This window comes from Streptomyces sp. SID12488 (assembly GCF_010548275.1).
In the GTDB taxonomy this organism is placed as follows: Bacteria; Actinomycetota; Actinomycetes; order Streptomycetales; family Streptomycetaceae; genus Streptomyces.
Window position 1 is genome coordinate 103903 of sequence record NZ_JAAGLT010000012.1, and the last position, 19691, is coordinate 123593.

The window sequence follows — 19691 nt, forward strand, 5'->3', positions numbered from 1 at the left end:
GGCGGTCGATGCCCGGTGTCGCGTGTTATCGCCCCACTTGCCGCGATTCAGCACTGGTACAGCTTACGTTGTACAACGCGCCATGGTCCGTCGGGGTGTCCTGCGCATCACAAGAACGCACCGATTGGCGTCAAGATTCCTAGGCCGCCTCGGAGTTGACGTTTCCTTTGCAGACGCGGGGCCCCGCCGGAACAGTTCCGGCGGGGCCCCGATACACCCGGTCGATCCCCGGTTCACCGACCGGCTACTTGCCGGTGAACTTCTCGTACTCCTTGAGTACCTCGTCCGTCGGCCCGTCCATGCGCAGTTCGCCGCGTTCCAGCCACAGGACGCGGTCGCAGGTGTCGCGGATGGACTTGTTGTTGTGACTGACGAGGAAGACCGTGCCGGCGTGCTTGCGCAGCTCGCGGATGCGGTCCTCGGAGCGCTTCTGGAAGGACCGGTCGCCGGTCGCCAGGGCCTCGTCGATCATCAGTACGTCATGGTCCTTGGCGGCGGCGATGGAGAACCGCAGCCGCGCCGCCATGCCGGAGGAGTAGGTGCGCATCGGCAGGGTGATGAAGTCGCCCTTCTCGTTGATGCCGGAGAAGTCGACGATCTGCTGGTAGCGCTCCTTGATCTCCTCGCGGGTCATACCCATGGCGAGGCCGCCCAATATGACGTTCCGTTCGCCCGTGAGGTCGTTCATCAGGGCGGCGTTGACGCCGAGGAGGGAGGGCTGCCCGTCGGTGTACACGTGACCGCTCTCGGCGGGCAGCAGGCCGGCGATGGCGCGCAGCAGCGTCGACTTGCCGGAGCCGTTGGAGCCGATCAGGCCGACGGCCTCACCCCGGTAGGAGACGAAGGAGACACCTCGCACGGCGTGCACCTTGCGGACACCGGGTGAATCGCCGCGCCTGACGATGCGGCTGAGGGCGGAGGTGGCGCTGCCCTTGCCGGTCTTGGCGCCGTTGACGCGGTAGACGATGTGGAGCTCGTCCGCGATGACAGTGGGGATCTTGTCCCCGGGAATCGGGTCAGCCACGGCCGTACCTCTCCTCCGCCTTCCAGAAGTGCACGAAACCGCCGAGGGCGAAGAGCGCGGCCCAGCCGCCCGCGACCGCCCAGACGTGCGGCGGCAGGTTCTCCGAGCCGTAGCCGTCGATGAGCGCGAAGCGCATCAGGTCCATGTAGATGGCGGCCGGGTTCCACTGAAGGATGTCGGCGACCCACACGGGCTTGTCGGCGAGCATGACCGGGATGGAGAACATCACGCCGGACGCGTACATCCACGTACGCATCACGAAGGGCATCAGCTGGGCGAGGTCCGGGGTCGCCGCGCCCCACCGGGCCATGATCAGCGCGAGGCCGGTGTTGAAGAGGAACTGGAGCGCCAGCGCCGGGACGATCAGCAGCCAGGACGCCTTGGGGTAGCTGCCGAAGCCGATCGACACCACGAACAGCACGATCATCGAGAAGAGCAGCTGCTGGAGCTGTTGCAGCGCGAAGGAGACCGGCAGGGCGGCGCGCGGGAAGTGCAGGGCGCGCACCAGGCCCAGGTTGCCGGAGATCGCGCGTACGCCCGCCATCACCGAGCTCTGCGTGAAGGTGAACACGAAGACGCCCGTGACGAGGAACGGGATGTACACCTCGCGGGGCATGCCGCGGTCGGCCTTGAGGATCACGCCGAAGATGAAGAAGTACACGGCCGCGTTGAGCAACGGTGTGGCCACCTGCCACAGCTGGCCGAGTTTGGCCTGGCTGTACTGGGCGGTCAGTTTTGCCTGCGAGAAGGCGAGGATGAAGTGACGCCGTCCCCAGAGCTGGCGGACGTACTCGACGAGTCGGGGACGGGCGCCGCTCACGGCGAGTCCGTACTTCGCGGCGAGTTCGGCCGCGGAGAGGCCGTCGTCGGGTGACGGTCGGTCGCTCACCGCGACACCGCCGTCATGCGTTGTCTCACTCACAAATGGAAACTTTCGTCTTCAATATGCGCAGCTGAACGGGGCAGAGCGCGGGCCGTGGATCGGGATGCTGTCGGCCCGCGGGGGCTCTCAGGGAGAGCTTGTCAGATCACTGGGGGGCGGCCCAGTCGGGTCAGCCGCCACACCGTACGCCACCGGATGGGCCGGCGGGGGCCGCACGGGGTGGTCAGCCCTTCCCTGAACCCGCCCCACCAGGCTCTGAGCGCCGGGCGGGAGGGTCGGCGGAGGAGTGTGAGGAGCAGCCAGTCCCCCAGGTACACGGGCACCAGGGGAGCGGGAAGGTTTCGGCGGGCCAGCCAGACGCGGTTGCGGGCGACCATGCGGTGGTAGACCGCGTGCCGGGAGGGCGCGGTCGCGGGGTGGTAGAGCAGCATGTCGGCCCGGTAGTCGATCATCCAGCCCGCGTCGAGGGCCCGCCAGGCGAGGTCGGTCTCCTCGTGCGCATAGAAGAACTCCTCGGGGAGGATGCCCACTTGGGCGAAGACCTCGGTACGGACGGCGTTGGCGCCGCCCAGGAAGCTGGTGACCCGGGAGCTGCGCATCGGGTCCGTGGTGCCGGGGCGGGGCACATGGCGGCGCTGGGTGAGGCCGGTGTCGGGGTCGGCGATGCGGAAGCTGATGATGCCCAGTTCCGGGTCGGCGGTGAAGGCCTGGCGGCACAGTTCGGCGGTGTCCTGGTGGCCGAGGAGGCCGTCGTCGTCCAGGAACATCAGGATGTCGACATCGCCGCCGGCCGGGCCGAACGCCTCGATGCCGACGTTGCGTCCACCGGGGATGCCGAGGTTCTCGGGCAGCTCGACGCTTCGTACACCCGCGGGGAGGTCCGGGACGGGCGAGCCGTTGCCGACCACGACGACCTGGACCGGGTCGCCCTCCTGTTTGGCGATCGAGTCGACCAGGGCGCGCAGTTCGTCGGGGCGGTTGCCCATGGTGATGATCACCGCGCCGACTCTCATCGCCGGACTCACCGCAGCCTGCTGGACGCGAGGATCGACACGAGGTGCAGCAGGGTCTGCAGGATCGCGATCCCGGCCAGGACCGCGATGCCCAGACGGGTCCAGAACAGGTCGCCGCCGATGAGGTCGAGGACCGCCACGAAGAGGATGAACAGGCTCGCCTCGATGCCGCCGATCAGCCGGTGGAACTTCAGGGCGGCGGCGGCCTTACGGGCCAGGGCGAGCCCCTCGGAGCGCGGCACCGCCAGCTCGTCCCTGGCGGCGGCCAGGCCGCTGCGGGACCGGGCCACGTCCACCAGGTCGGTCTCCGCCTTGATCAGGATCGCGCCGAGCGCGGCCAGCGTGCCGAGGAACGCCCACAGCCACTCGGGGCTCCCGGAGCCGTCCCACAGGTCGGCGCCGCGCAGCCCGAAGCCGATCAGCAGGGCCGCCTCGGACAGGTAGTGGCCGATGCGGTCGAGGTACACGCCGGTGATCGATGTCTGGCCCCTCCAGCGGGCGATCTCCCCGTCGACGCAGTCGAGGAGCAGGTACAGCTGCATCAGCAGGGCGGCGAGGACCGCCCCGGTGAGGCCCGGCACCAGGAGTGCCGCGCCCGCCAGGACGCCCGCGACGACCATCAGGTACGTGAGCTGGTTGGGCGTGATCCGGGTGTCGACCACGTAGCGGTCGACCCGCAGGGACACCTCGCGCATGTAGAGGCGTCCCGCCCAGTGCTCGCCGCTGCGCCGGTCCTTCACCCCTTCGGGGTGGACGACGGGGCGTAGTTCAGCTACCGATGGCCTTGACATAGTCCGCGTACGTGTCCTTGATCTGGTCGTTCGTGAGGTCGAGGTGTTCCAGGATCGTGTAGCGACCGGGTCTGGTCTGCGGGGCGTACTCGACGACCCGTACGAACTCGTCCGTGGTGAAGCCGATCTCCTCCGGCAGCACCGGCAGCCCGTGCCGGCGAAGCACCTCGGCCATGTACGCCGCCTCCTCGGGCGCACCCCGCAGGAACATGGCGAAGGCGGCGCCCAGGCCGCACTGTTCGCCGTGACTGGCGGCACGCTTGGGGTACAGCAGGTCGAAGGCGTGGTTGATCTCGTGGCAGGCGCCGGAGGACGGGCGGGAGTCGCCCGACACCGACATGGCGATACCGGTGAGGACGAGGGCCTCGGCCAGTACCTGGAGGAACGCGTTGTCGCCGACTCCGCCGGGGTGGCGCAGTACGGCTTCTCCGGCCTGGCGTGCCATCGCGGCGGCGAGGCCGTCGATCTTCTCGCCGTTGACCTGGCCGGCCAGCTCCCAGTCGGCGACCGCGGAGATGTTCGACATGGCGTCGCCGATCCCGGAGCGCACGAACCGCGCGGGTGCCTCACGGATCACGTCGAGGTCGATCACGACGGCGATCGGGTTCGGTACGCCGTACGAGCCGCGTCCCGCGTCGTTGTCGAGGGTGGCGACCGGCGAGCACAGGCCGTCGTGCGCGAGGTTGGTGGCGACGGCGACCAGCGGCAGGCCGACGCGGGCGGCGGCGAACTTGGCGCAGTCGATGATCCGGCCACCGCCGAGGCCCACCACGGCGTCGTAGTGGCCTGACTTGATGGCGTCGCCCAGTTTGATCGCGTCGTCGATGGTGCCGCCGGCGACCTCGTACCAGCTCGCGCCGGGCAGCGCCGGGGCGAGCCGTTCACGCAGCCTGGCGCCGGAGCCGGAGCTGATCGCTACGGCGATCTTCCCGGAGTGCGAGATCCGCTGGTCGAACAGGACGTCCGCCAGGTCGTTCAGGGCCCCTCGGCGGATGTCGACGACGACCGGCGAGGGGATCAGCCTCGTCAGTACCGGCACGCGATCTCCCGTCCTCGGGCGAGATCGTCGTGGTTGTCTATCTCGACCCACGGGACCTCACCGATGGGCGCCACGTCGATCCGGAAGCCGCGGTTCACCAGTTCCTGGTAACCGTGCTCGTAGAACTGCTGGGGGTCGGTCTCCCACACGGTCTTCAGTGCGTCGGCCAGGTCCGCGGCGGCGGCGCCCTCGATGAGGGTGACGCCGATGTACTCGCCGGTGGCCTCGGCCGGGTCCATCAGCTTGGTGATCTTCCGCACGCCCTGCTCCGGGTCCACGATCACCTTCATCTCCTCGTCGGCGAGATCCTTCACCGTGTCGAGGGCCAGGATGATCCGCTTCCCGTCGCCGCGCGCGGCGAGCAGCGTCCGCTCGACGGAGACGGGGTGCACGGTGTCGCCGTTGGCGAGGATCACCCCGTCGGCGAGGGCGTCCCGGCCGCACCAGAGGGAGTAGGCGTTGTTCCACTCCTCGGCGCGGTCGTTGTCGATGAGCGTGACCTTGAGCCCGTACTTCTTCTCCAGGGCCGTCTGCCGCTCGTACACGGCTTCCTTGCGGTAGCCGACGATGATCGCGGCCTCGGTGAGGCCGATCTCGGCGAAGTTGGCGAGGGTGAGGTCGAGGACGGTGGGGCCGTCCTCGTCGCCCGCGGGGCCGACCGGCACGAGAGCCTTGGGCAGGCTGTCGGTGTAGGGGCGCAGACGCCGTCCGGCGCCGGCCGCCAGCACGAGGCCGATCATGCGGGTACTCCTTCGTCGTGTACGGCGGGCGCGCCGCCCCGGTGGGCGGTCACCCAGTAGCGGATGCTCTCGGTGAGCACCAGCAGGGCCACGGCCACGGCGAGGACCGTGAGCGCGACCACGAACTGCGAGGCACTGAGCAGCGCGGCCAGTACGACGACCACCAGTGTCCGGCCCTCGTGCCCTCCGCTCGCCCGTACCAGCCAGCGCGGGGGCGCTCCGGCGTTGCCACGGATGCGGTACACCGTGTCGTAGTGATGGTAGGCGACGGCGGCCACGAGGCCGAAAGCCGCGGGAAGTGCTCCGTTTACCTCCGCTTTGCCCGCGAGGATGAGGACTGTGCCGTATTCGGCGGCCCGGAAGAGCGGGGGGACGAGCCAGTCGAGGCGGCCCTTGAGGGGGATCGAGACCGCGACACCCGAGCTGAGCACGTACAGCGCGGCGAAGGCGACGGGCACCCAACTGCCGTAGGAGCACAGCCACAGCGCGACGACCAGCGGCACTGCGCTTTCCAGCGCCGGGATGAACCGCGAGCTGCCCGGCGTACGCACAGGGATCCGCCCGATCAGCTCCGCGAGCGGTCCGCTGTCCTTGAGGTCCGCCAGTGCTCGCGTGGCCCGTTCAGTGCGCTGGGCCTTACGGGTGAATGAGCGCAGTACGCGCCCCGCCGTGGTGTACGTCGCCGCGAAGCCGCAGCCGACGAGCAGCACGGTGAAGGTGGTCCGGGGGGTGGTGAGCGCCGTGAGGACGGCGATCAGGGCCCAGCGCTCGCCGATCGGCAGGACGATCATCCGCCGCACCCAGACCGTCCAGCCGACGCCGTCGAGGCGGTCGGAGAGGGCGGCCGTGGGACTGGTGTTCGCCGTCGCGGCCGGGTCTCCCGCGGTCGCCTCGTTGAAGGCGAAGTCGACGACGTGCCGGCAGGTCTGCAGGACCATCGCGCCGAGGGCCAGCGCCCATACGTCATCGCCGCCGCGTGCCGCCCCGAGCGCGAGGCCCGCGTAGAAGGCGTACTCCTTGGCGCGGTCGAAGGTGGCGTCCAGCCAGGCGCCGAGCGTCGAGTACTGGAGGGAGTAGCGGGCGAGCTGGCCGTCCACGCAGTCCAGGACGAAGGAGAGCAGGAGAAGCACGCCCGCCGTGACGAAGCCGCCTCGGGTGCCGGTGGCCGCGCAGCCGGCCGCGATCAGCGCGGTGAGCAGGGAGGCAGTGGTGACCTGGTTCGGGGTGAGGCCGCGGCGGGCGCACCAGCGGGCCAGATAACGGGAGTAAGGGCTGACGCAGAAGGTGGTGAAGAAGCCGTCCCGGGACTTCACGGACGACTTCAGGCGTACGGCCTCGTCGTCGACGGCGGCGACGGCCTGCCGGGCGATGTCGCGGGCCGCGGGGTCGGCGGGGACGGCGGCGGTCAGGCTGCCGAGCTCGGGGCGGTGGACGCCGAGGCCGTCCGCGTCCAGGGCGCGGGCGATGCGGTCGGCGAGGCTGTCCACGGCGACGGCGGAGAGCGCTTGGCCGGGGTCTTTCGGGGCGTCGCCGCACGCGGAGATCTCACGGGCCAGTTCGCGGATCAGGGCGGTGCGGCCGGCTCCGGGCTGTGCGGTCACGGCGCCCGGTACGGCGGCCAGTGGGAAGCGGGGGTCGGTGAGGCCGAGCCGCAGTGCGTGTAGGTGGCCGACGAATCGGGCGTCCACGAAGGCGACCCGTTCGTCGCAGGACGACTCGGCGAGAAGGGTCTCGGTGTCGGCGACGTCGGTCGCGCTCCGCACGTCGAAGCCGAGGGCCCTCAGATCGTCCTCGATCGACGATCCGGGAACCGGCTGACCCGTGAGGATGGCGGTCGGCAACCGAACTCACTCCCTGGACACCGACGCGTGCACGCCGGTCCTGTACATGATGGTGGGGGAACCCTGACCCACGGTGGCCGGGCAGCACGTCGGCAGAGGCTATCGGATGGGGCCCCGCCTTGGTTCACCGGCTGTTCAGGGTCCGATTCCGGCGGACCGGCGACCGCCTCGACCGGATCATCATGAGTGCCCCGGCACCCCGCGCACAAACCGTGACCCGCGTCAAGGACCGCCACGGCCTCCCCCGCCGTGTCCCCACCCGTCGAGCCGTGGTGATCTCGGCACTCGCTGACCTGCTTTTCGTTTTCGCAGGTCAGGGCACATGACAACGGTGTTCAGTGCCGCGTTGCCACATACCCCCCACCCGTAGTTCACTGATCCCGGGCGGGATTCGGGACGGGACTCGTACGAACACCAGGAGGCGGCTTCCATGGGGGCTGGGCACGATCACGGACACGCGCACGGCGCACCGACCACGGGTACGGCGGCAGCGGCGTACCGCGGGCGGCTGCGTTTCGCGCTGGCCATCACGCTCACCGTCATGGTCGTCGAGATCGTCGGCGGGCTCGTCGCCGACTCGCTCGCGCTCATCGCAGACGCGGCGCACATGGCGACGGACGCGCTGGGTCTGGGCATGGCACTGCTCGCGATCCACTTCGCGAACCGCCCGCCGACCGGCAACCGCACCTTCGGGTACGCCCGCGCCGAGATCCTCGCCGCGCTCGCCAACTGTCTGCTGCTGCTCGGCGTCGGCGGATACGTCCTGTACGAGGCGATCCAGCGGTTCGTCACGCCCGCGGAGACCGAGGGCAGGGTGACCGTCGTCTTCGGTCTGATCGGCCTGGTCGCGAACATGATCTCGTTGATGATGCTGATGCGCGGCCAGAAGGAGAGCCTGAACGTGCGCGGCGCCTTCCTGGAGGTCGCCGCGGACGCGCTGGGCTCGCTGGCGGTGCTGATCTCGGCGCTGGTCATCATGGCGACGGGCTGGCAGCGGGCCGACCCGATCGCCTCGGTCGTCATCGGTCTGATGATCGTGCCGCGCACCTGGAAGCTGCTGCGCGAGACGCTGAACGTGCTGCTGGAGGCTGCTCCCCGGGACGTCGACATGGCGGAGGTGCGGGCCCACATAGTGGCGCTGCCCGGTGTGGAGGACGTACACGATCTGCACGCCTGGACGATCACCTCCGGGATGCCGGTGCTGTCGGCGCACGTGGTCGTCAGTTCTGAGGTGCTGAGCGGGATCGGGCACGAGAAGATGCTGCACGAGCTCCAGGGCTGTCTGGGCGACCACTTCGACGTGGAGCACTGCACCTTCCAGCTGGAGCCGAGCGGGCACGCGGAACACGAGTCCAAGCTGTGCCACTGAGGCCGCCCGGCGCGCGGCGTCGACGGAACGCAGCCGTCCGGCGCGCGCCCTCGTCTCCTCCTTCGAGCCCCCCTCGCGGGCGGTTCCCCGGTCGGGGAACAGGGCACGATTGACTTTTCCGGTCACCGTCGGGCCGCTTTCACGCCGGACAGGCGGGGGATGCCGCGAAGTGCCGGGAGTGCCGGATTCGTACGGCAGACTTGGGGCTCGAAGACCGAGGCGAAGGATGGGTATGCCGATCACACCTGCCACCGCGACGCACAACAGTTCGTCGAACGGCACCGCAGAAGCGATCTTGCTCGAGCTGGTCGACGAGAACGGCACGACGATCGGCACCGCCGAGAAGCTCTCCGCCCACCAGCCACCGGGCCGGCTGCACCGGGCGTTCTCCGTCTTCCTCTTCGACGAACAGGGCCGACTGCTCCTCCAGCAGCGCGCGCTGGGCAAGTACCACTCCCCCGGCGTCTGGTCCAACACCTGCTGCGGCCACCCCTACCCCGGTGAGGCGCCCTTCGCGGCGGCGGCCCGGCGGACGTACGAGGAGCTGGGGATCTCCCCGTCGCTGCTCGCCGAGGCGGGCACGGTCCGCTACAACCACCCCGACCCGGAGTCGGGCCTGGTGGAGCAGGAGTACAACCACCTGTTCGTGGGGATGGCGCAGTCGCCGCTCGCGCCGGACCCGGAGGAGGTCGGGGACACGGTCTTCGTGACCCCGGCCGAGCTGGCGGAGCGGCACGCGAAGGACCCGTTCTCGGCCTGGTTCATGACCGTGCTGGACGCGGCGCGCCCGGCGGTCCGGGAACTGACGGGCCCGTCCGCCGGCTGGTGACGGCCAGGGCCTGTTCCGAGTTGCCCCGCGGGAGAAGGAGCGGCGTTCGGTGCATGCGATCGGCGTGCCGGACGAATGGCCTGGTAGCGGAGCTACTCGGGTATTTGGCCGGTGCGGCGAGCGTGCGTGCCGGGCGTCGCGACGCCGCGGGGCAACTCGGAACAGGCCCTAGGGCCGGCCCGGTGCGGGGGTGAGCGGCAGCGCCGCCCAGACGACCTTGCCGCCGCTCGCCGTGTGCTCGATGTCGCAGACCCCGCCCGCCTCCCTGGTGACCTCCCGGACCAGGAGCAGTCCGCGTCCGCCGGTCCGGCCGTGGTCGGCCTCCAGGGCGGTGGGGCGGTAGGGGTGGTTGTCCTCCACGGACACCCGCACCCACTCGGCGCCGACGGCGACCTCCACGGCGAGTGTCGGCGACAGGACCGCCGCGTGCCGGACGGCGTTCGTCGCCAGCTCGGAGACGATCAGCAGCAGCCCCTGCACCAGGTCCGGCGGGGCCGGTACGCCCTGCCGGTACAGCAGGTCCCGGACGGCGTGCCGCGCCTGCGGGACGGAGGCGTCCACGGCGGGCGCGGTGAACCTCCAGACCCCTTCGTAGGGAAGCGGATCCGGAGGTCTCCGCTCCACGGGTACGTCGTCGTCCGCTGGGCGTGAGTCGGACTCGCGCCCATGGTTCTCCATCGTTCGGTCGCCGCCCTCGCGCTCGATTGTCACCACACGATGAGTGTTGGCAACGACGGCTCCCCACCGGAGAACTGAACAGAAGTCAGCACGTATCGAGCGCTTCGGACAAATGGCGTGCGACACGAGTCCGCATACGACTGGACCTGGTCATCTCGTGCCCGCTTCGTGAACTATTCGGGTTGTACGGGTTTGGTGCCGCCCTCGTCGGGACGTCCGCCACCGGCGGATACGATCCGGCGCATGGAGCCGCAGCTGACCCACAGTGCCGCCGACGGGATCGCCACCGTCGTCATCCGCCACCCGGCCAAGCGCAACGCCATGACGGCCGGCATGTGGCGTGCGCTGCCGCCGTTGCTCGCCACCCTGGCCGCCGATCCGGACGTCCACGTCCTGGTGCTCACCGGCGCGGGCGGGACGTTCTGCGCAGGGGCCGACATCTCGACGCTCCAGGGCTCGCCTGAGGAGGCGCAGCGGCTGGCCGTGCTGGCGGAGGACACGCTCGCGGCCTTTCCGAAGCCGGTGCTCGCGGCGATCCGGGGGCACTGTGTGGGCGGCGGATCGCAGCTCGCGGCGGCCTGCGATCTGCGGTTCGCCGAGGAGGGCGCGCTGTTCGGGGTGACTCCGGCGAAACTGGGCCTGGTGTACCCGGCGTCCTCCACGCGGCGGTTGGCGGCTCTGGTGGGCCCGGCGACGGCCAAGTACCTGCTGTTCTCGGGCGAGTTGATCGACACGGAACGCGCGCTGCGCACCGGGTTCCTCCACGAGGTACTGCCCGGGGGCGAACTCGACAAGCGGGTCGCGGAGTTCACCCGTGTCCTCGTCTCGCGCTCGCGGCTCACCCAGGCGGCGGCGAAGGAGTTCGCGGACGGGCGCACCGACCGGGACGCGTACTGGGCCGGGCAGGCGCGGGAGAGCGGCGAGGCCGCGGAGGGGGTCGCCGCGTTCCTGGAGCGCCGTCCCCCGGAGTTCTCCTGGACCGGGCCGACGTCGCCTACGCCACGGTGAACCGGCTGCGGGAGCGCAGCAGTTCGACCACGTGTGCGGGTGCCTTGTGCGGGGCGCCGGCGTCGTAGGGCGGCTGCGGGTCGTACTCCGTCCACAGCTGAACGGCCTGTGCCTGCTCGTCGCCCGCGATGCGGCCGGTCAGGGTGAGGGCCATGTCGATGCCGGAGGAGACCCCGGCGGAGGTGACGTACTTGCCATCGGTGACGACCCGCTCGCCCGTGGGTTCGGCGCCGTACTTCGGGAGTTCGCCCAGGGCCAGCCAGTGCGAGGTGGCGCGGCGGCCGGTGAGCAGGCCGGCGCCGGCCAGGAGCAGCGAGCCGGTGCACACGGAGGTCGTCCAGGTGCTGGTGACGTCGGCGGTGCGCAGCCAGTCGAGCAGCGCCTCGTTGTCCATCTGCGCGGACTGGCCCGGCCCACCGGGGACGACCACGATGTCGGGGTGCGGTACGTCGGCCAGGGTGCGGTCGGCGGTGAGCGCGAGGGTGCCGCTGTCGTTGCGGACGGGCCCGGTCTCCTCGGCGACGAAGACGGTCTCAGCACCCGGGAGCCGGCTGAGGATCTCGTACGGGCCGACGGCGTCCAGGGCGGTGAAGCGGTCGAAGAGCAGCAGGGCGATCTGCACGGCGTGTGTGCCTTTCAGTGGGCGGTGGATGCGGGGTGGAATCGGCGGCGGTACTCGGCCGGAGCTGTGCCGAGGCTTCTGACGAAGGCACGTCGCATGGCCTCCGGGGTGCCGTAGCCGCTGGCGCGCGAGATCCTCTCGATGCCGTCGGAGGTGTCCTCAAGGAGGCGCCGGGCGTGTTCGAGACGGACCCGGTCGACGTACCGGCCGGGGGTCGTGCCGGTCTCGGTGCGGAAGGCGCGGGCGAAGTGGCGGGGTGAGAGACGGGCGCGGGCGGCGAGGGAATCGACGCTCAGGTCGTCGTCCGGGTGTTCGGAGATCCAGTGCTGGACCTCGCGCAGCGGCTCACTCCGGGCGGTCTGTACGGCGAGCTGGGCGCTGAACTGGGCCTGGTTTCCCGGCCGGCGAAGGAAGACGACCAATTGGCGGGCGACGGCGAGTGCGGTGTCACGGCCGAGGTCCTCCTCCACCAGCGCGAGGGCGAGGTCGATCCCGGCGGTGATCCCGGCGGATGTCACCACCCGGCCGTCGCGTACGTAGATCGGCTCGGGGTCGACCTCGACGGCCGGGTGGTCGCGGGCGAGTCTGTCGCAGTACTTCCAGTGGGTGGTCACGCGCAGACCGTCCAGGAGGCCGGCGGCGGCGAGCAGGATCGCTCCCGTGCAGACGGACACCAGCCGTTCGGGGCGCGGCCCGTGCACGCGCAGCCAGTCGACCAGGCGCGGGTCGGCGGGGCGGGCGCCCGGGCCACCGGGGACCAGGAGGGTGTGCGGTACGGCTGCGTCGGCGAGAGTCCCGTCCGGTAGGAGGGTGAGCCCGCTGGAGGTGCGCACCGGCTCGCCGGTCAGTGAGGCCGTACGGATGCGGTAGCTGCCCGGGGGCCGGCTGGAGGCCTGTGCGAGCACCTCGACGGGGCCCGTGACATCGAGGCTCTGGACGCCGTCGAAGAGGACGACAAGGACGGTTCGCTGCGCCATGCCTCGATTCTTGGCGGACGCGGGTGATGGCGGCAATGACGAGTTTCCCACCTTTCCTGCCGTCGGTACGAAGCGGGCAGGCATGGACGGCGATCTCCGAGGTACCCGATAGACCTGGCCATGGTGGCCGGGAGACGAAAGGGGAGTCACGTGTTCCGTGCGATCGCAGACGTACTGCGCCAGATCGGTGGCGCCATAGCCACCGTCGTGACGCTGCCGTTCCGAGCACTGGCCCGGCTGTTCGGCGGTGCCTCGAGTTCGACCCGCAGCGGCCGCCGGGCCTGAGCGGGGCCCGCCTCGGCCCGCCGGGTGCGACGTCTGATCCCCTGTTGTCGGTGCCACCTGCCACAATTGCCGCGCAACCTCAGTGGAGAAGGCGGTACGGGATCGTGACGACACCCCTCGTAGGGTCCATCGAAGGCAGGATCGCCGAGGAACTCGGCGTACGGGAGCGGCAGGTGAGGGCCGCCGTCGAGTTGCTCGACGGCGGTTCGACGGTGCCCTTCATCGCCCGCTACCGCAAGGAAGCGACCGAGATGCTCGACGATGCGCAGCTGCGCACGTTGGAGGAGCGGCTGCGCTATCTGCGGGAGCTGGAGGAGCGGCGGGCCGCGATCCTCGAATCGGTGCGCGAGCAGGACAAGCTGACGCCGGAGGTCGAGGCGCAGATCCGCGGGGCCGAGACGAAGGCGCGGCTGGAGGACATCTACCTGCCGTTCAAGCCGAAGCGGCGGACCAAGGCGCAGATCGCGCGCGAGGCGGGCCTGGCGCCACTGGCCGAGGGGCTGCTCGGGGATCCGTCCGTCGACCCGCTCGCCGCGGCGGCGGCCTTCGTCGACGCCGACAAGGGCGTCGCCGATCCGCAGGCCGCGCTGGACGGCGCCCGCTCGATCCTCACCGAGCGTTTCTCGGAGGACGCCGACCTGATCGGCGAGGTGCGCGAGCGCATGTGGGTGCGCGGTCGGCTGGCCGCGAAGGTGAAGGAGGGCAAGGAGGAGGCGGGCGCCAAGTTCGCCGACTACTTCGACTTCGCCGAGCCCTTCACCGCCCTGCCCTCGCACCGCATCCTCGCGATGCTGCGCGGCGAGAAGGAGGACGTCCTCGACCTGGTCCTGGAGCCGGAGGAGCCCACGGAGGGCCCTTCCTCGTACGAGGGGATCATCGCCCACCGTTTCGGGATCGCGGAGCGCGGTCGTCCCGGCGACAAGTGGCTCAAGGACACCGTGCGTTGGGCCTGGCGGACCCGGATCCTGGTGCACCTCGGCATCGACGTGCGCCTTCGGCTGCGTACGGTCGCGGAGGACGAGGCGGTCAACGTGTTCGCGGCGAACCTGCGCGACCTGCTGCTCGCCGCCCCGGCCGGCACGCGCTCGACGCTGGGGCTGGACCCCGGGTTCCGTACGGGCGTGAAGGTGGCCGTGGTGGACGCGACGGGCAAGGCCGTCGCCACGGACGTGATCTATCCGCACGTACCGGCGAACAAGTGGGACGAGGCGGTCGCCAAGCTGGCGCGGCTCGCCAAGGAGCACTCGGTCGACCTGATCGCGATCGGCAACGGTACGGCGTCCCGCGAGACGGACAAGCTCGCCGGTGAACTCATCGCCAAACACCCGGAGTTGAAGCTCACCAAGGTGATGGTGTCCGAGGCCGGCGCGTCCGTGTACTCGGCGTCGGCGTTCGCCTCGCAGGAGCTGCCGGGCATGGACGTCTCGTTGCGCGGCGCGGTGTCGATCGCACGGCGGCTGCAGGACCCGCTGGCCGAGCTGGTGAAGATCGACCCCAAGTCGATCGGGGTCGGGCAGTACCAGCACGACCTGTCCGAGATGAAGCTGTCTCGGTCGCTGGACGCGGTGGTCGAGGACTGTGTGAACGGCGTCGGTGTCGACGTCAACACGGCGTCCACGCCTCTGCTTTCGCGGGTCTCCGGCATCTCCTCCGGGCTCGCGGAGAACATCGTGGCGCACCGGGACGCCAACGGGCCGTTCACGTCACGGTCCCAGCTGAAGAGTGTCACGCGGCTCGGGCCGAAGGCGTACGAGCAGTGTGCGGGGTTCCTGCGGATCCGGGGCGGGGACGATCCGCTGGACGCGTCCAGTGTGCACCCGGAGGCGTATCCGGTGGTACGGCGGATGGTGAAGTCGGCGGGCAGCGGGGTCGCGTCGCTGGTCGGGAACACGGCGGTGCTGCGGTCGCTGCGGCCCGATGACTTCGTCGACGAGAAGTTCGGTCTGCCGACGGTGACGGACATTCTGCGCGAGCTGGAGAAGCCCGGGCGCGACCCGCGGCCCGCCTTCGCCACAGCCACGTTCAAGGAGGGGGTCGAGAAGATCGGCGACCTGACCTCCGGGATGGTGCTGGAGGGTGTGGTCACGAACGTGGCGGCGTTCGGGGCGTTCGTGGATGTCGGCGTCCACCAGGACGGGCTGGTGCATGTGTCCGCGATGTCCAGGACGTTCGTCAAGGACCCGCATGACGTCGTGAAGTCCGGTGACATCGTCAAGGTGAAGGTGCTCGACGTCGACATTCCGCGCAAGCGGATCTCGCTGACGCTGCGGTTGGACGACGAGGCGGTGGCCACCGGCGAGGGACAGCAGCAGGCGGGTGGGGGTGGCCGGCCGCAGCGTGGCGGGCGTGCGCCTCAGCCTCGCCAGCGGCAGGCACAGGGGCAGGGGCAAGGCGGTGGAGGGGCTCGGCAGCAGGCACCTGCGCCGGGGAACAGTGCGATGGCGGATGCGTTGCGGAAGGCTGGGCTGGTGGATCCCAAGCGGCGGTGAGCTTGCGGTGAGGGGTGGTGCCGGGTGCCCTTGTTGTGAGGGCACCCGGGGTTGGGGCTGAGGTAGGGGTGGGTCGCGCAGCCCGGCGCTGTACGGGGTGCCGCCGCGCCCACCCGTGCCGCCCCAGCGGCACGACTGCCCGCAGTCGGGCGGGGTGGGCGGGCCGCTGCGAGGGTGGGCGCCGCCCTGCTGGCACGCATGCCCGCAGCTGGGTGGGCCGGACGGGCGCGGAGCGCCCTTTCAGGGGCGCGGGGAACTGCGCGACCAGCCCCCACCGGCCCGCGGTCGGGCGACTACGCCAGCTCCGACACCTTGCCGTCCGCCACCTCGAAGCGGCGGGTCACCTGTACCGCGTCCAGCATTCTGCGGTCGTGGGTCACCAGGAGCAGGGTGCCCTCGTAGGAGTCGAGGGCCTGTTCCAGTTGTTCGATGGCCGGGAGGTCGAGGTGGTTGGTCGGCTCGTCCAGGACCAGCAGGTTCACGCCCCGGCCCTGGAGCAGTGCCAGGGCCGACCTGGTGCGTTCGCCCGGGGACAGGGTCGCCGCCGGGCGTAGGACGTGCTCCGCCTTCAGGCCGAACTTGGCCAGGAGCGTGCGGACCTCCGCCGGTTCCGTGTCGGGGACCGCCTCGCAGAACGCGTCCAGCAGCGCCTCCGGGCCGAGGAAGAGCTTGCGGGCCTGGTCCACCTCGCCGACCACCACACCCGAGCCGAGCGTCGCGTGACCCGCGTCCAGGGGGACACGGCCCAGCAAGGCCCCCAGCAGGGTCGACTTTCCGGCGCCGTTCGCGCCCGTGACCGCGATCCGGTCGGCCCAGTCGATCTGTACGGTCACCGGGCCGAGCGTGAAGCCCGCGCGGCGCACCTCCGCGTCCCGCAGGGTCGCCACCACCGAGCCGGAGCGCGGGGCCGCCGCGATCTCCATGCGCAGTTCCCACTCCTTGCGCGGCTCCTCGACCACGTCCAGCCGTTCGATCATGCGCTGGGTCTGGCGGGCCTTCGCGGCCTGCTTCTCGCTGGCCTCGCTGCGGAACTTGCGGCCGATCTTGTCGTTGTCGTTGTTCGCCTTGCGCCGGGCGTTCTTGACGCCCTTGTCCATCCAGCCGCGCTGCATCTGGGCACGGTCCTGGAGGGCGGAGCGCTTGTCGGCGAACTCGTCGAAGTCGTCGCGGGCGTGCCTGCGGGCCACGTCCCGCTCCTCCAGATAGGCCTCGTAGCCGCCGCCGTACAGCTTGATCTGCTGCTGGGCGAGGTCGAGTTCGAGGACCTTGGTGACCGTGCGGGTGAGGAACTCGCGGTCGTGGCTGACGACGAGCGTGCCGGCACGCAGGCCCTTGACGAAGCGCTCCAGGCGTTCGAGGCCGTCGAGGTCCAGGTCGTTCGTCGGCTCGTCGAGGAGGAAGACGTCGTAGCGGGAGAGGAGCAGGGAGGCGAGGCCCGCCCTGGCCGCCTGGCCGCCCGACAGGGATGTCATCGGCTGGTCGAGGTCCACGGTCAGGGCCAGGGAGCCGGCGACCTCCTCGGCCCGTTCGTCGAGGTCGGCGCCGCCGAGGTCGAGCCAGCGCTCCAGGCTCACCGAGTACGCGTCGTCCGAGCCCGGGGAGCCGTCCACCAGTGCCTGCGTCGCCTCGTCCATCACCCGCTGGGCCTCGGCCACGCCCGTGCGGCGCGCGAGGAACTCGCGGACGGTCTCGCCCTCCCGGCGCTCCGGCTCCTGCGGGAGATGGCCGACGCTCGCGCTCGGCGGGGACAGGCGCAGTTCGCCCTGCTCGGGCGGGAGCAGCCCGGCGAGCATCTTGAGCAGCGTGGACTTGCCCGCGCCGTTGGCACCGACGAGCCCGATCACGTCTCCGGGCGCGACGACGAGGTCGAGCCCGGAGAACAGGGAGCGGTCGCCGTGGCCGGCGGCGAGGTTCTTGGCGACGAGGGTGGCAGTCATCAGAAGGCCGATCCTAGCTGCCGCCCGCGGTGCGCCGCGTCCGGGATTTCACCGGGCCATCGGCTCCACCAGCACGGTTCCCGACGTGCGCGCCACGATGAACGACTCCCCCTTCACCGCCTTCGCCTCCAGGGGGATCCGGTGCCGGCCGGGTTCGAGGATGCCGTCGAAGACGTCGAGCGTGTGGGCGCGGTACAGCCGGTCCAGGCGGTACGCGGTGAGGTGGACGCGGCAGGTGGAGGTGACCTCTATGCCCGCCTCGCCGTCGGCGGCGACCAGGCGGGTGAGGCGGCGTTGTTCCAACGGGCTGCGGTCCAGGGCGTGTTCGATCTGGGCGACGAGGAGCGGGATGATCGGAGCGAGACCGTCGACGTACGCGACCTCGACGCCCGCATGGTCGAAGGAGCGGCGTACGGCGGCACGTTCCTCCTCGTCGATCGCGCGGCCGAAGGCGACGGCGCCGTAGCCGCGCAGTTCGGCGGCGGGCACGTCCGTGGCGTCCCGGGTGATGTCCGCGCCGATGCCGATGGTCCGCAGCGCGGCGGCGAGCTTGGCGAGGACGGCGACGCGGGCGCCGATCAGCAGGACCCGGCGGCGGGCCGCACCGGACTCTGCGGAGTGCGCCGCCTCGGCGGTCTCCGCGGTGTGGAGGAGGGAGCCGAGGGCGTGCCGGTACTCGGCGCCCGGGAAGCGGAAGGGCCCGATGCCGTGGTAGCCGTTGAGCTCCAGGTCGGCGTGGGTGTCCGTCTGCCAGGCGAAGTCGCGCCACACGTAGTCGTCGCCGTCCTTCTCGATTGCCGCCGTCACCGCGCCGCACTCCAGGTCGGCGCATTCGGGACAGCCGTAGATGATGTACCGGCCGCCCGCCAGGGGTGCTTCGGCCTCCAGGAGCAGGCCGCGGACCTGGGCGGTGAAGATCGCGGGCGGGATGTCGGAGGCGAGCGGGGAGACCGCGTCGAGGTCGGACAACTGGTAGAGGAGGGGGCGTCCGTCGACGATGAAGTCGAGAAAGTCCCGGTGGACCTGGTAGTCACCGTTGGCGAGGACTCCACCGGCACGCATCGCCGGTGCCAGGCCGAAGGTCGCGTACTCGGCAGACATGCTGTGAGTATCCCCAGACTGGGACCGATCTGAGCACGGCATGACATATTCCGCTACGGTCCCCCGGTGGAGAAGCGGCGGAGTGGTGAAGTGATCGTGGTCGGCGGCGGGGTCATCGGGCTGACGACAGCGGTGGTGCTGGCCGAGCGCGGGCGCCGGGTCCGGGTGTGGACGCGGGAGCCCGCCGAGCTGACCACCTCGGCGGTTGCGGGCGCGCTGTGGTGGCCGTACCGGATCGAGCCGGAGGATTTCGCCGGGGAATGGGCGCTCGCGTCGCTGTCCGTCTACGCGGAGTTGGCACAGCGGCCCGGGGAGACGGGCGTACGCATGGTCGAGGGTGTACAGGAAGGGCTGCGGCTGGACGGGCTGGGGCCGTGGGCCGCTCGGGTACCGGAGCTGCGGGAGACGGACGAGGGGCTGCGGGCGCGGCTGCCGTTGATCGACATGCCGGTGCATCTGGCGTGGCTGCGGGAGCGTTTCCTCGCGGCGGGTGGCGTGGTGGAGGAACGGTCCGTCGAGGATCTCGCCGAGGCCGCGGGGGCGGGCGGGGCGGACGTCGTCGTCAACTGCACGGGGCTCGGGGCGCGCGAGCTTGTGCCCGATCCGGCGGTACGTCCCGTGCGGGGGCAGTTGGTCGTCGTGGAGAACCCGGGGATCACGACGTGGTTCACGTCGGCGGGGCACGGCGACTCGAAGTCCACGTACTTCTTTCCGCAGCCGGGCGGCCTGATCCTGGGCGGCACGGCAGATGAGGACGAGTGGTCGCTCGTGCCCGATCCGGCGGTGGCGGAGGAGATCGTGCGGCGCTGTGCGGCGGTGCGGCCGGAGATCGCCGGGGCGCGGGTCCTCGGCCACCGGATCGGGCTGCGGCCCACCCGCCACGCGGTGCGCCTGGACCGTGAACTCCTGCCCGGCGGGCAGGTGTTGGTGCACAACTACGGTCACGGCGGCGCGGGGATCACGGTCGCGTGGGGATGCGCGCAGGTCGCTGCGCGGCTTGCCGGGGATGACGATCGCTGAGCGTACGCGGTTCGTTGGCCGCGGGCCGGTGGGGGCTGGTCGCGC

18 protein-coding genes are annotated in these 19691 nt (G+C 70.8%); 6 read left to right on the forward strand and 12 right to left on the reverse strand.

The features are described 5' to 3' along the window. Positions 1 to 244 precede the first annotated feature (244 nt). From G3I56_RS20110 to G3I56_RS20140, 7 genes are all read right to left on the reverse strand, one after another. A complete protein-coding gene (locus tag G3I56_RS20110) occupies positions 245 to 1024 on the reverse strand; it encodes an ABC transporter ATP-binding protein (protein WP_164410791.1) in 780 nt (259 codons plus the stop codon). Further along, positions 1017 to 1946 (reverse strand): ABC transporter permease, encoded by a 930-nt coding sequence (locus G3I56_RS20115; RefSeq protein WP_164410792.1) that lies wholly within the window; start codon positions 1944 to 1946, stop codon positions 1017 to 1019. The genes G3I56_RS20110 and G3I56_RS20115 overlap by 8 nt, the downstream gene beginning before the upstream one ends. Positions 1947 to 2047: 101 nt before the next feature. Beyond that, positions 2048 to 2920: a glycosyltransferase gene (locus G3I56_RS20120; protein WP_164410794.1), complete on the reverse strand. Its 873-nt coding sequence runs from the start codon at positions 2918 to 2920 to the stop codon at positions 2048 to 2050. A gap of 8 nt (positions 2921 to 2928) precedes the next feature. Then, positions 2929 to 3711 (reverse strand): CDP-alcohol phosphatidyltransferase family protein, encoded by a 783-nt coding sequence (locus G3I56_RS20125; protein ID WP_164410796.1) that lies wholly within the window; start codon positions 3709 to 3711, stop codon positions 2929 to 2931. Next, positions 3689 to 4750, reverse strand: coding sequence for an iron-containing alcohol dehydrogenase family protein (locus G3I56_RS20130; RefSeq protein ID WP_164410798.1), 1062 nt, complete (start codon positions 4748 to 4750; stop codon positions 3689 to 3691). The genes G3I56_RS20125 and G3I56_RS20130 overlap by 23 nt, the downstream gene beginning before the upstream one ends. Further along, positions 4738 to 5490, reverse strand: coding sequence for a phosphocholine cytidylyltransferase family protein (locus G3I56_RS20135; protein ID WP_164410800.1), 753 nt, complete (start codon positions 5488 to 5490; stop codon positions 4738 to 4740). Before G3I56_RS20135 ends, G3I56_RS20130 begins: the two co-directional genes overlap by 13 nt. After that, positions 5487 to 7331 (reverse strand): DUF5941 domain-containing protein, encoded by a 1845-nt coding sequence (locus G3I56_RS20140; protein ID WP_164410802.1) that lies wholly within the window; start codon positions 7329 to 7331, stop codon positions 5487 to 5489. Before G3I56_RS20140 ends, G3I56_RS20135 begins: the two co-directional genes overlap by 4 nt. A 430-nt stretch (positions 7332 to 7761) precedes the next feature. On the opposite strand from G3I56_RS20140, the gene G3I56_RS20145 reads away from it, so the two are divergent. Continuing rightward, positions 7762 to 8700, forward strand: a complete 939-nt coding sequence (locus tag G3I56_RS20145) for a cation diffusion facilitator family transporter (protein ID WP_164410804.1) — start codon at positions 7762 to 7764, stop codon at positions 8698 to 8700. Between the two features lie 232 nt (positions 8701 to 8932). Further along, positions 8933 to 9529 carry an isopentenyl-diphosphate Delta-isomerase gene (gene idi / locus G3I56_RS20150; RefSeq protein WP_164410806.1) on the forward strand — a complete coding sequence of 199 codons (597 nt, stop codon included), beginning with the start codon at positions 8933 to 8935 and terminating at the stop codon, positions 9527 to 9529. 168 nt (positions 9530 to 9697) lie between these two features. Here the strand turns inward: idi and G3I56_RS20155 are convergent, their stop codons facing one another. Further along, complete coding sequence (locus tag G3I56_RS20155; RefSeq protein WP_164410992.1) at positions 9698 to 10207, reverse strand: ATP-binding protein; 510 nt, start codon at positions 10205 to 10207, stop codon at positions 9698 to 9700. A 243-nt stretch (positions 10208 to 10450) separates the two neighbouring features. On the opposite strand from G3I56_RS20155, the gene G3I56_RS20160 reads away from it, so the two are divergent. Then, positions 10451 to 11215, forward strand: a complete 765-nt coding sequence (locus tag G3I56_RS20160; protein WP_164410808.1) for an enoyl-CoA hydratase/isomerase family protein — start codon at positions 10451 to 10453, stop codon at positions 11213 to 11215. Here the strand turns inward: G3I56_RS20160 and G3I56_RS20165 are convergent. Together G3I56_RS20165 and G3I56_RS20170 are read right to left on the reverse strand one after the other, a co-directional pair. Continuing rightward, entirely contained in the window at positions 11202 to 11837 is a 636-nt protein-coding gene (locus G3I56_RS20165; protein ID WP_164410810.1) for a DJ-1/PfpI family protein, read from the reverse strand. The two genes, G3I56_RS20160 and G3I56_RS20165, sit on opposite strands and share 14 nt — an antisense overlap. A 14-nt stretch (positions 11838 to 11851) precedes the next feature. Continuing rightward, the gene (locus G3I56_RS20170; RefSeq protein WP_164410812.1) at positions 11852 to 12814 is read right to left on the reverse strand and encodes a GlxA family transcriptional regulator; all 963 of its coding nucleotides are present in this window, start codon (positions 12812 to 12814) and stop codon (positions 11852 to 11854) included. A gap of 150 nt (positions 12815 to 12964) precedes the next feature. Here G3I56_RS20170 and G3I56_RS44770 point away from each other — a divergent pair, with 150 nt between their 5' ends. Both G3I56_RS44770 and G3I56_RS20175 read left to right on the forward strand, forming a co-directional pair. Then, entirely contained in the window at positions 12965 to 13099 is a 135-nt protein-coding gene (locus G3I56_RS44770) for an LPFR motif small protein (protein ID WP_343240011.1), read from the forward strand. Between the two features lie 104 nt (positions 13100 to 13203). After that, entirely contained in the window at positions 13204 to 15588 is a 2385-nt protein-coding gene (locus G3I56_RS20175) for a Tex family protein (protein ID WP_164410814.1), read from the forward strand. 293 nt (positions 15589 to 15881) lie between these two features. On the opposite strand, the gene G3I56_RS20180 is transcribed toward G3I56_RS20175, so the two are convergent. After that, positions 15882 to 17525: an ABC-F family ATP-binding cassette domain-containing protein gene (locus G3I56_RS20180; protein ID WP_164410816.1), complete on the reverse strand. Its 1644-nt coding sequence runs from the start codon at positions 17523 to 17525 to the stop codon at positions 15882 to 15884. A gap of 48 nt (positions 17526 to 17573) precedes the next feature. Further along, entirely contained in the window at positions 17574 to 18626 is a 1053-nt protein-coding gene (locus G3I56_RS20185; RefSeq protein WP_164410818.1) for an oxidoreductase, read from the reverse strand. A 90-nt stretch (positions 18627 to 18716) separates the two neighbouring features. Between G3I56_RS20185 and G3I56_RS20190 the strand changes: the two genes are divergently transcribed. Further along, the gene (locus G3I56_RS20190; protein WP_164410993.1) at positions 18717 to 19646 is read left to right on the forward strand and encodes an FAD-dependent oxidoreductase; all 930 of its coding nucleotides are present in this window, start codon (positions 18717 to 18719) and stop codon (positions 19644 to 19646) included. Positions 19647 to 19691 lie beyond the last annotated feature (45 nt).

Coding starts and splice junctions, on each gene's coding strand:
- G3I56_RS20120 (WP_164410794.1), bottom strand. CDS start 2,920: ATGAGAGTCGGCGCGGTGATCATCACCATGGGCAACCGCCCCGACGAA.
- G3I56_RS20125 (WP_164410796.1), bottom strand. CDS start 3,711: ATGTCAAGGCCATCGGTAGCTGAACTACGCCCCGTCGTCCACCCCGAA.
- G3I56_RS20145 (WP_164410804.1), top strand. CDS start 7,762: ATGGGGGCTGGGCACGATCACGGACACGCGCACGGCGCACCGACCACG.
- G3I56_RS20135 (WP_164410800.1), bottom strand. CDS start 5,490: ATGATCGGCCTCGTGCTGGCGGCCGGCGCCGGACGGCGTCTGCGCCCC.
- G3I56_RS20155 (WP_164410992.1), bottom strand. CDS start 10,207: ATGGAGAACCATGGGCGCGAGTCCGACTCACGCCCAGCGGACGACGAC.
- G3I56_RS20170 (WP_164410812.1), bottom strand. CDS start 12,814: ATGGCGCAGCGAACCGTCCTTGTCGTCCTCTTCGACGGCGTCCAGAGC.
- G3I56_RS20160 (WP_164410808.1), top strand. CDS start 10,451: ATGGAGCCGCAGCTGACCCACAGTGCCGCCGACGGGATCGCCACCGTC.
- G3I56_RS20185 (WP_164410818.1), bottom strand. CDS start 18,626: ATGTCTGCCGAGTACGCGACCTTCGGCCTGGCACCGGCGATGCGTGCC.
- G3I56_RS20180 (WP_164410816.1), bottom strand. CDS start 17,525: ATGACTGCCACCCTCGTCGCCAAGAACCTCGCCGCCGGCCACGGCGAC.
- idi (WP_164410806.1), top strand. CDS start 8,933: ATGCCGATCACACCTGCCACCGCGACGCACAACAGTTCGTCGAACGGC.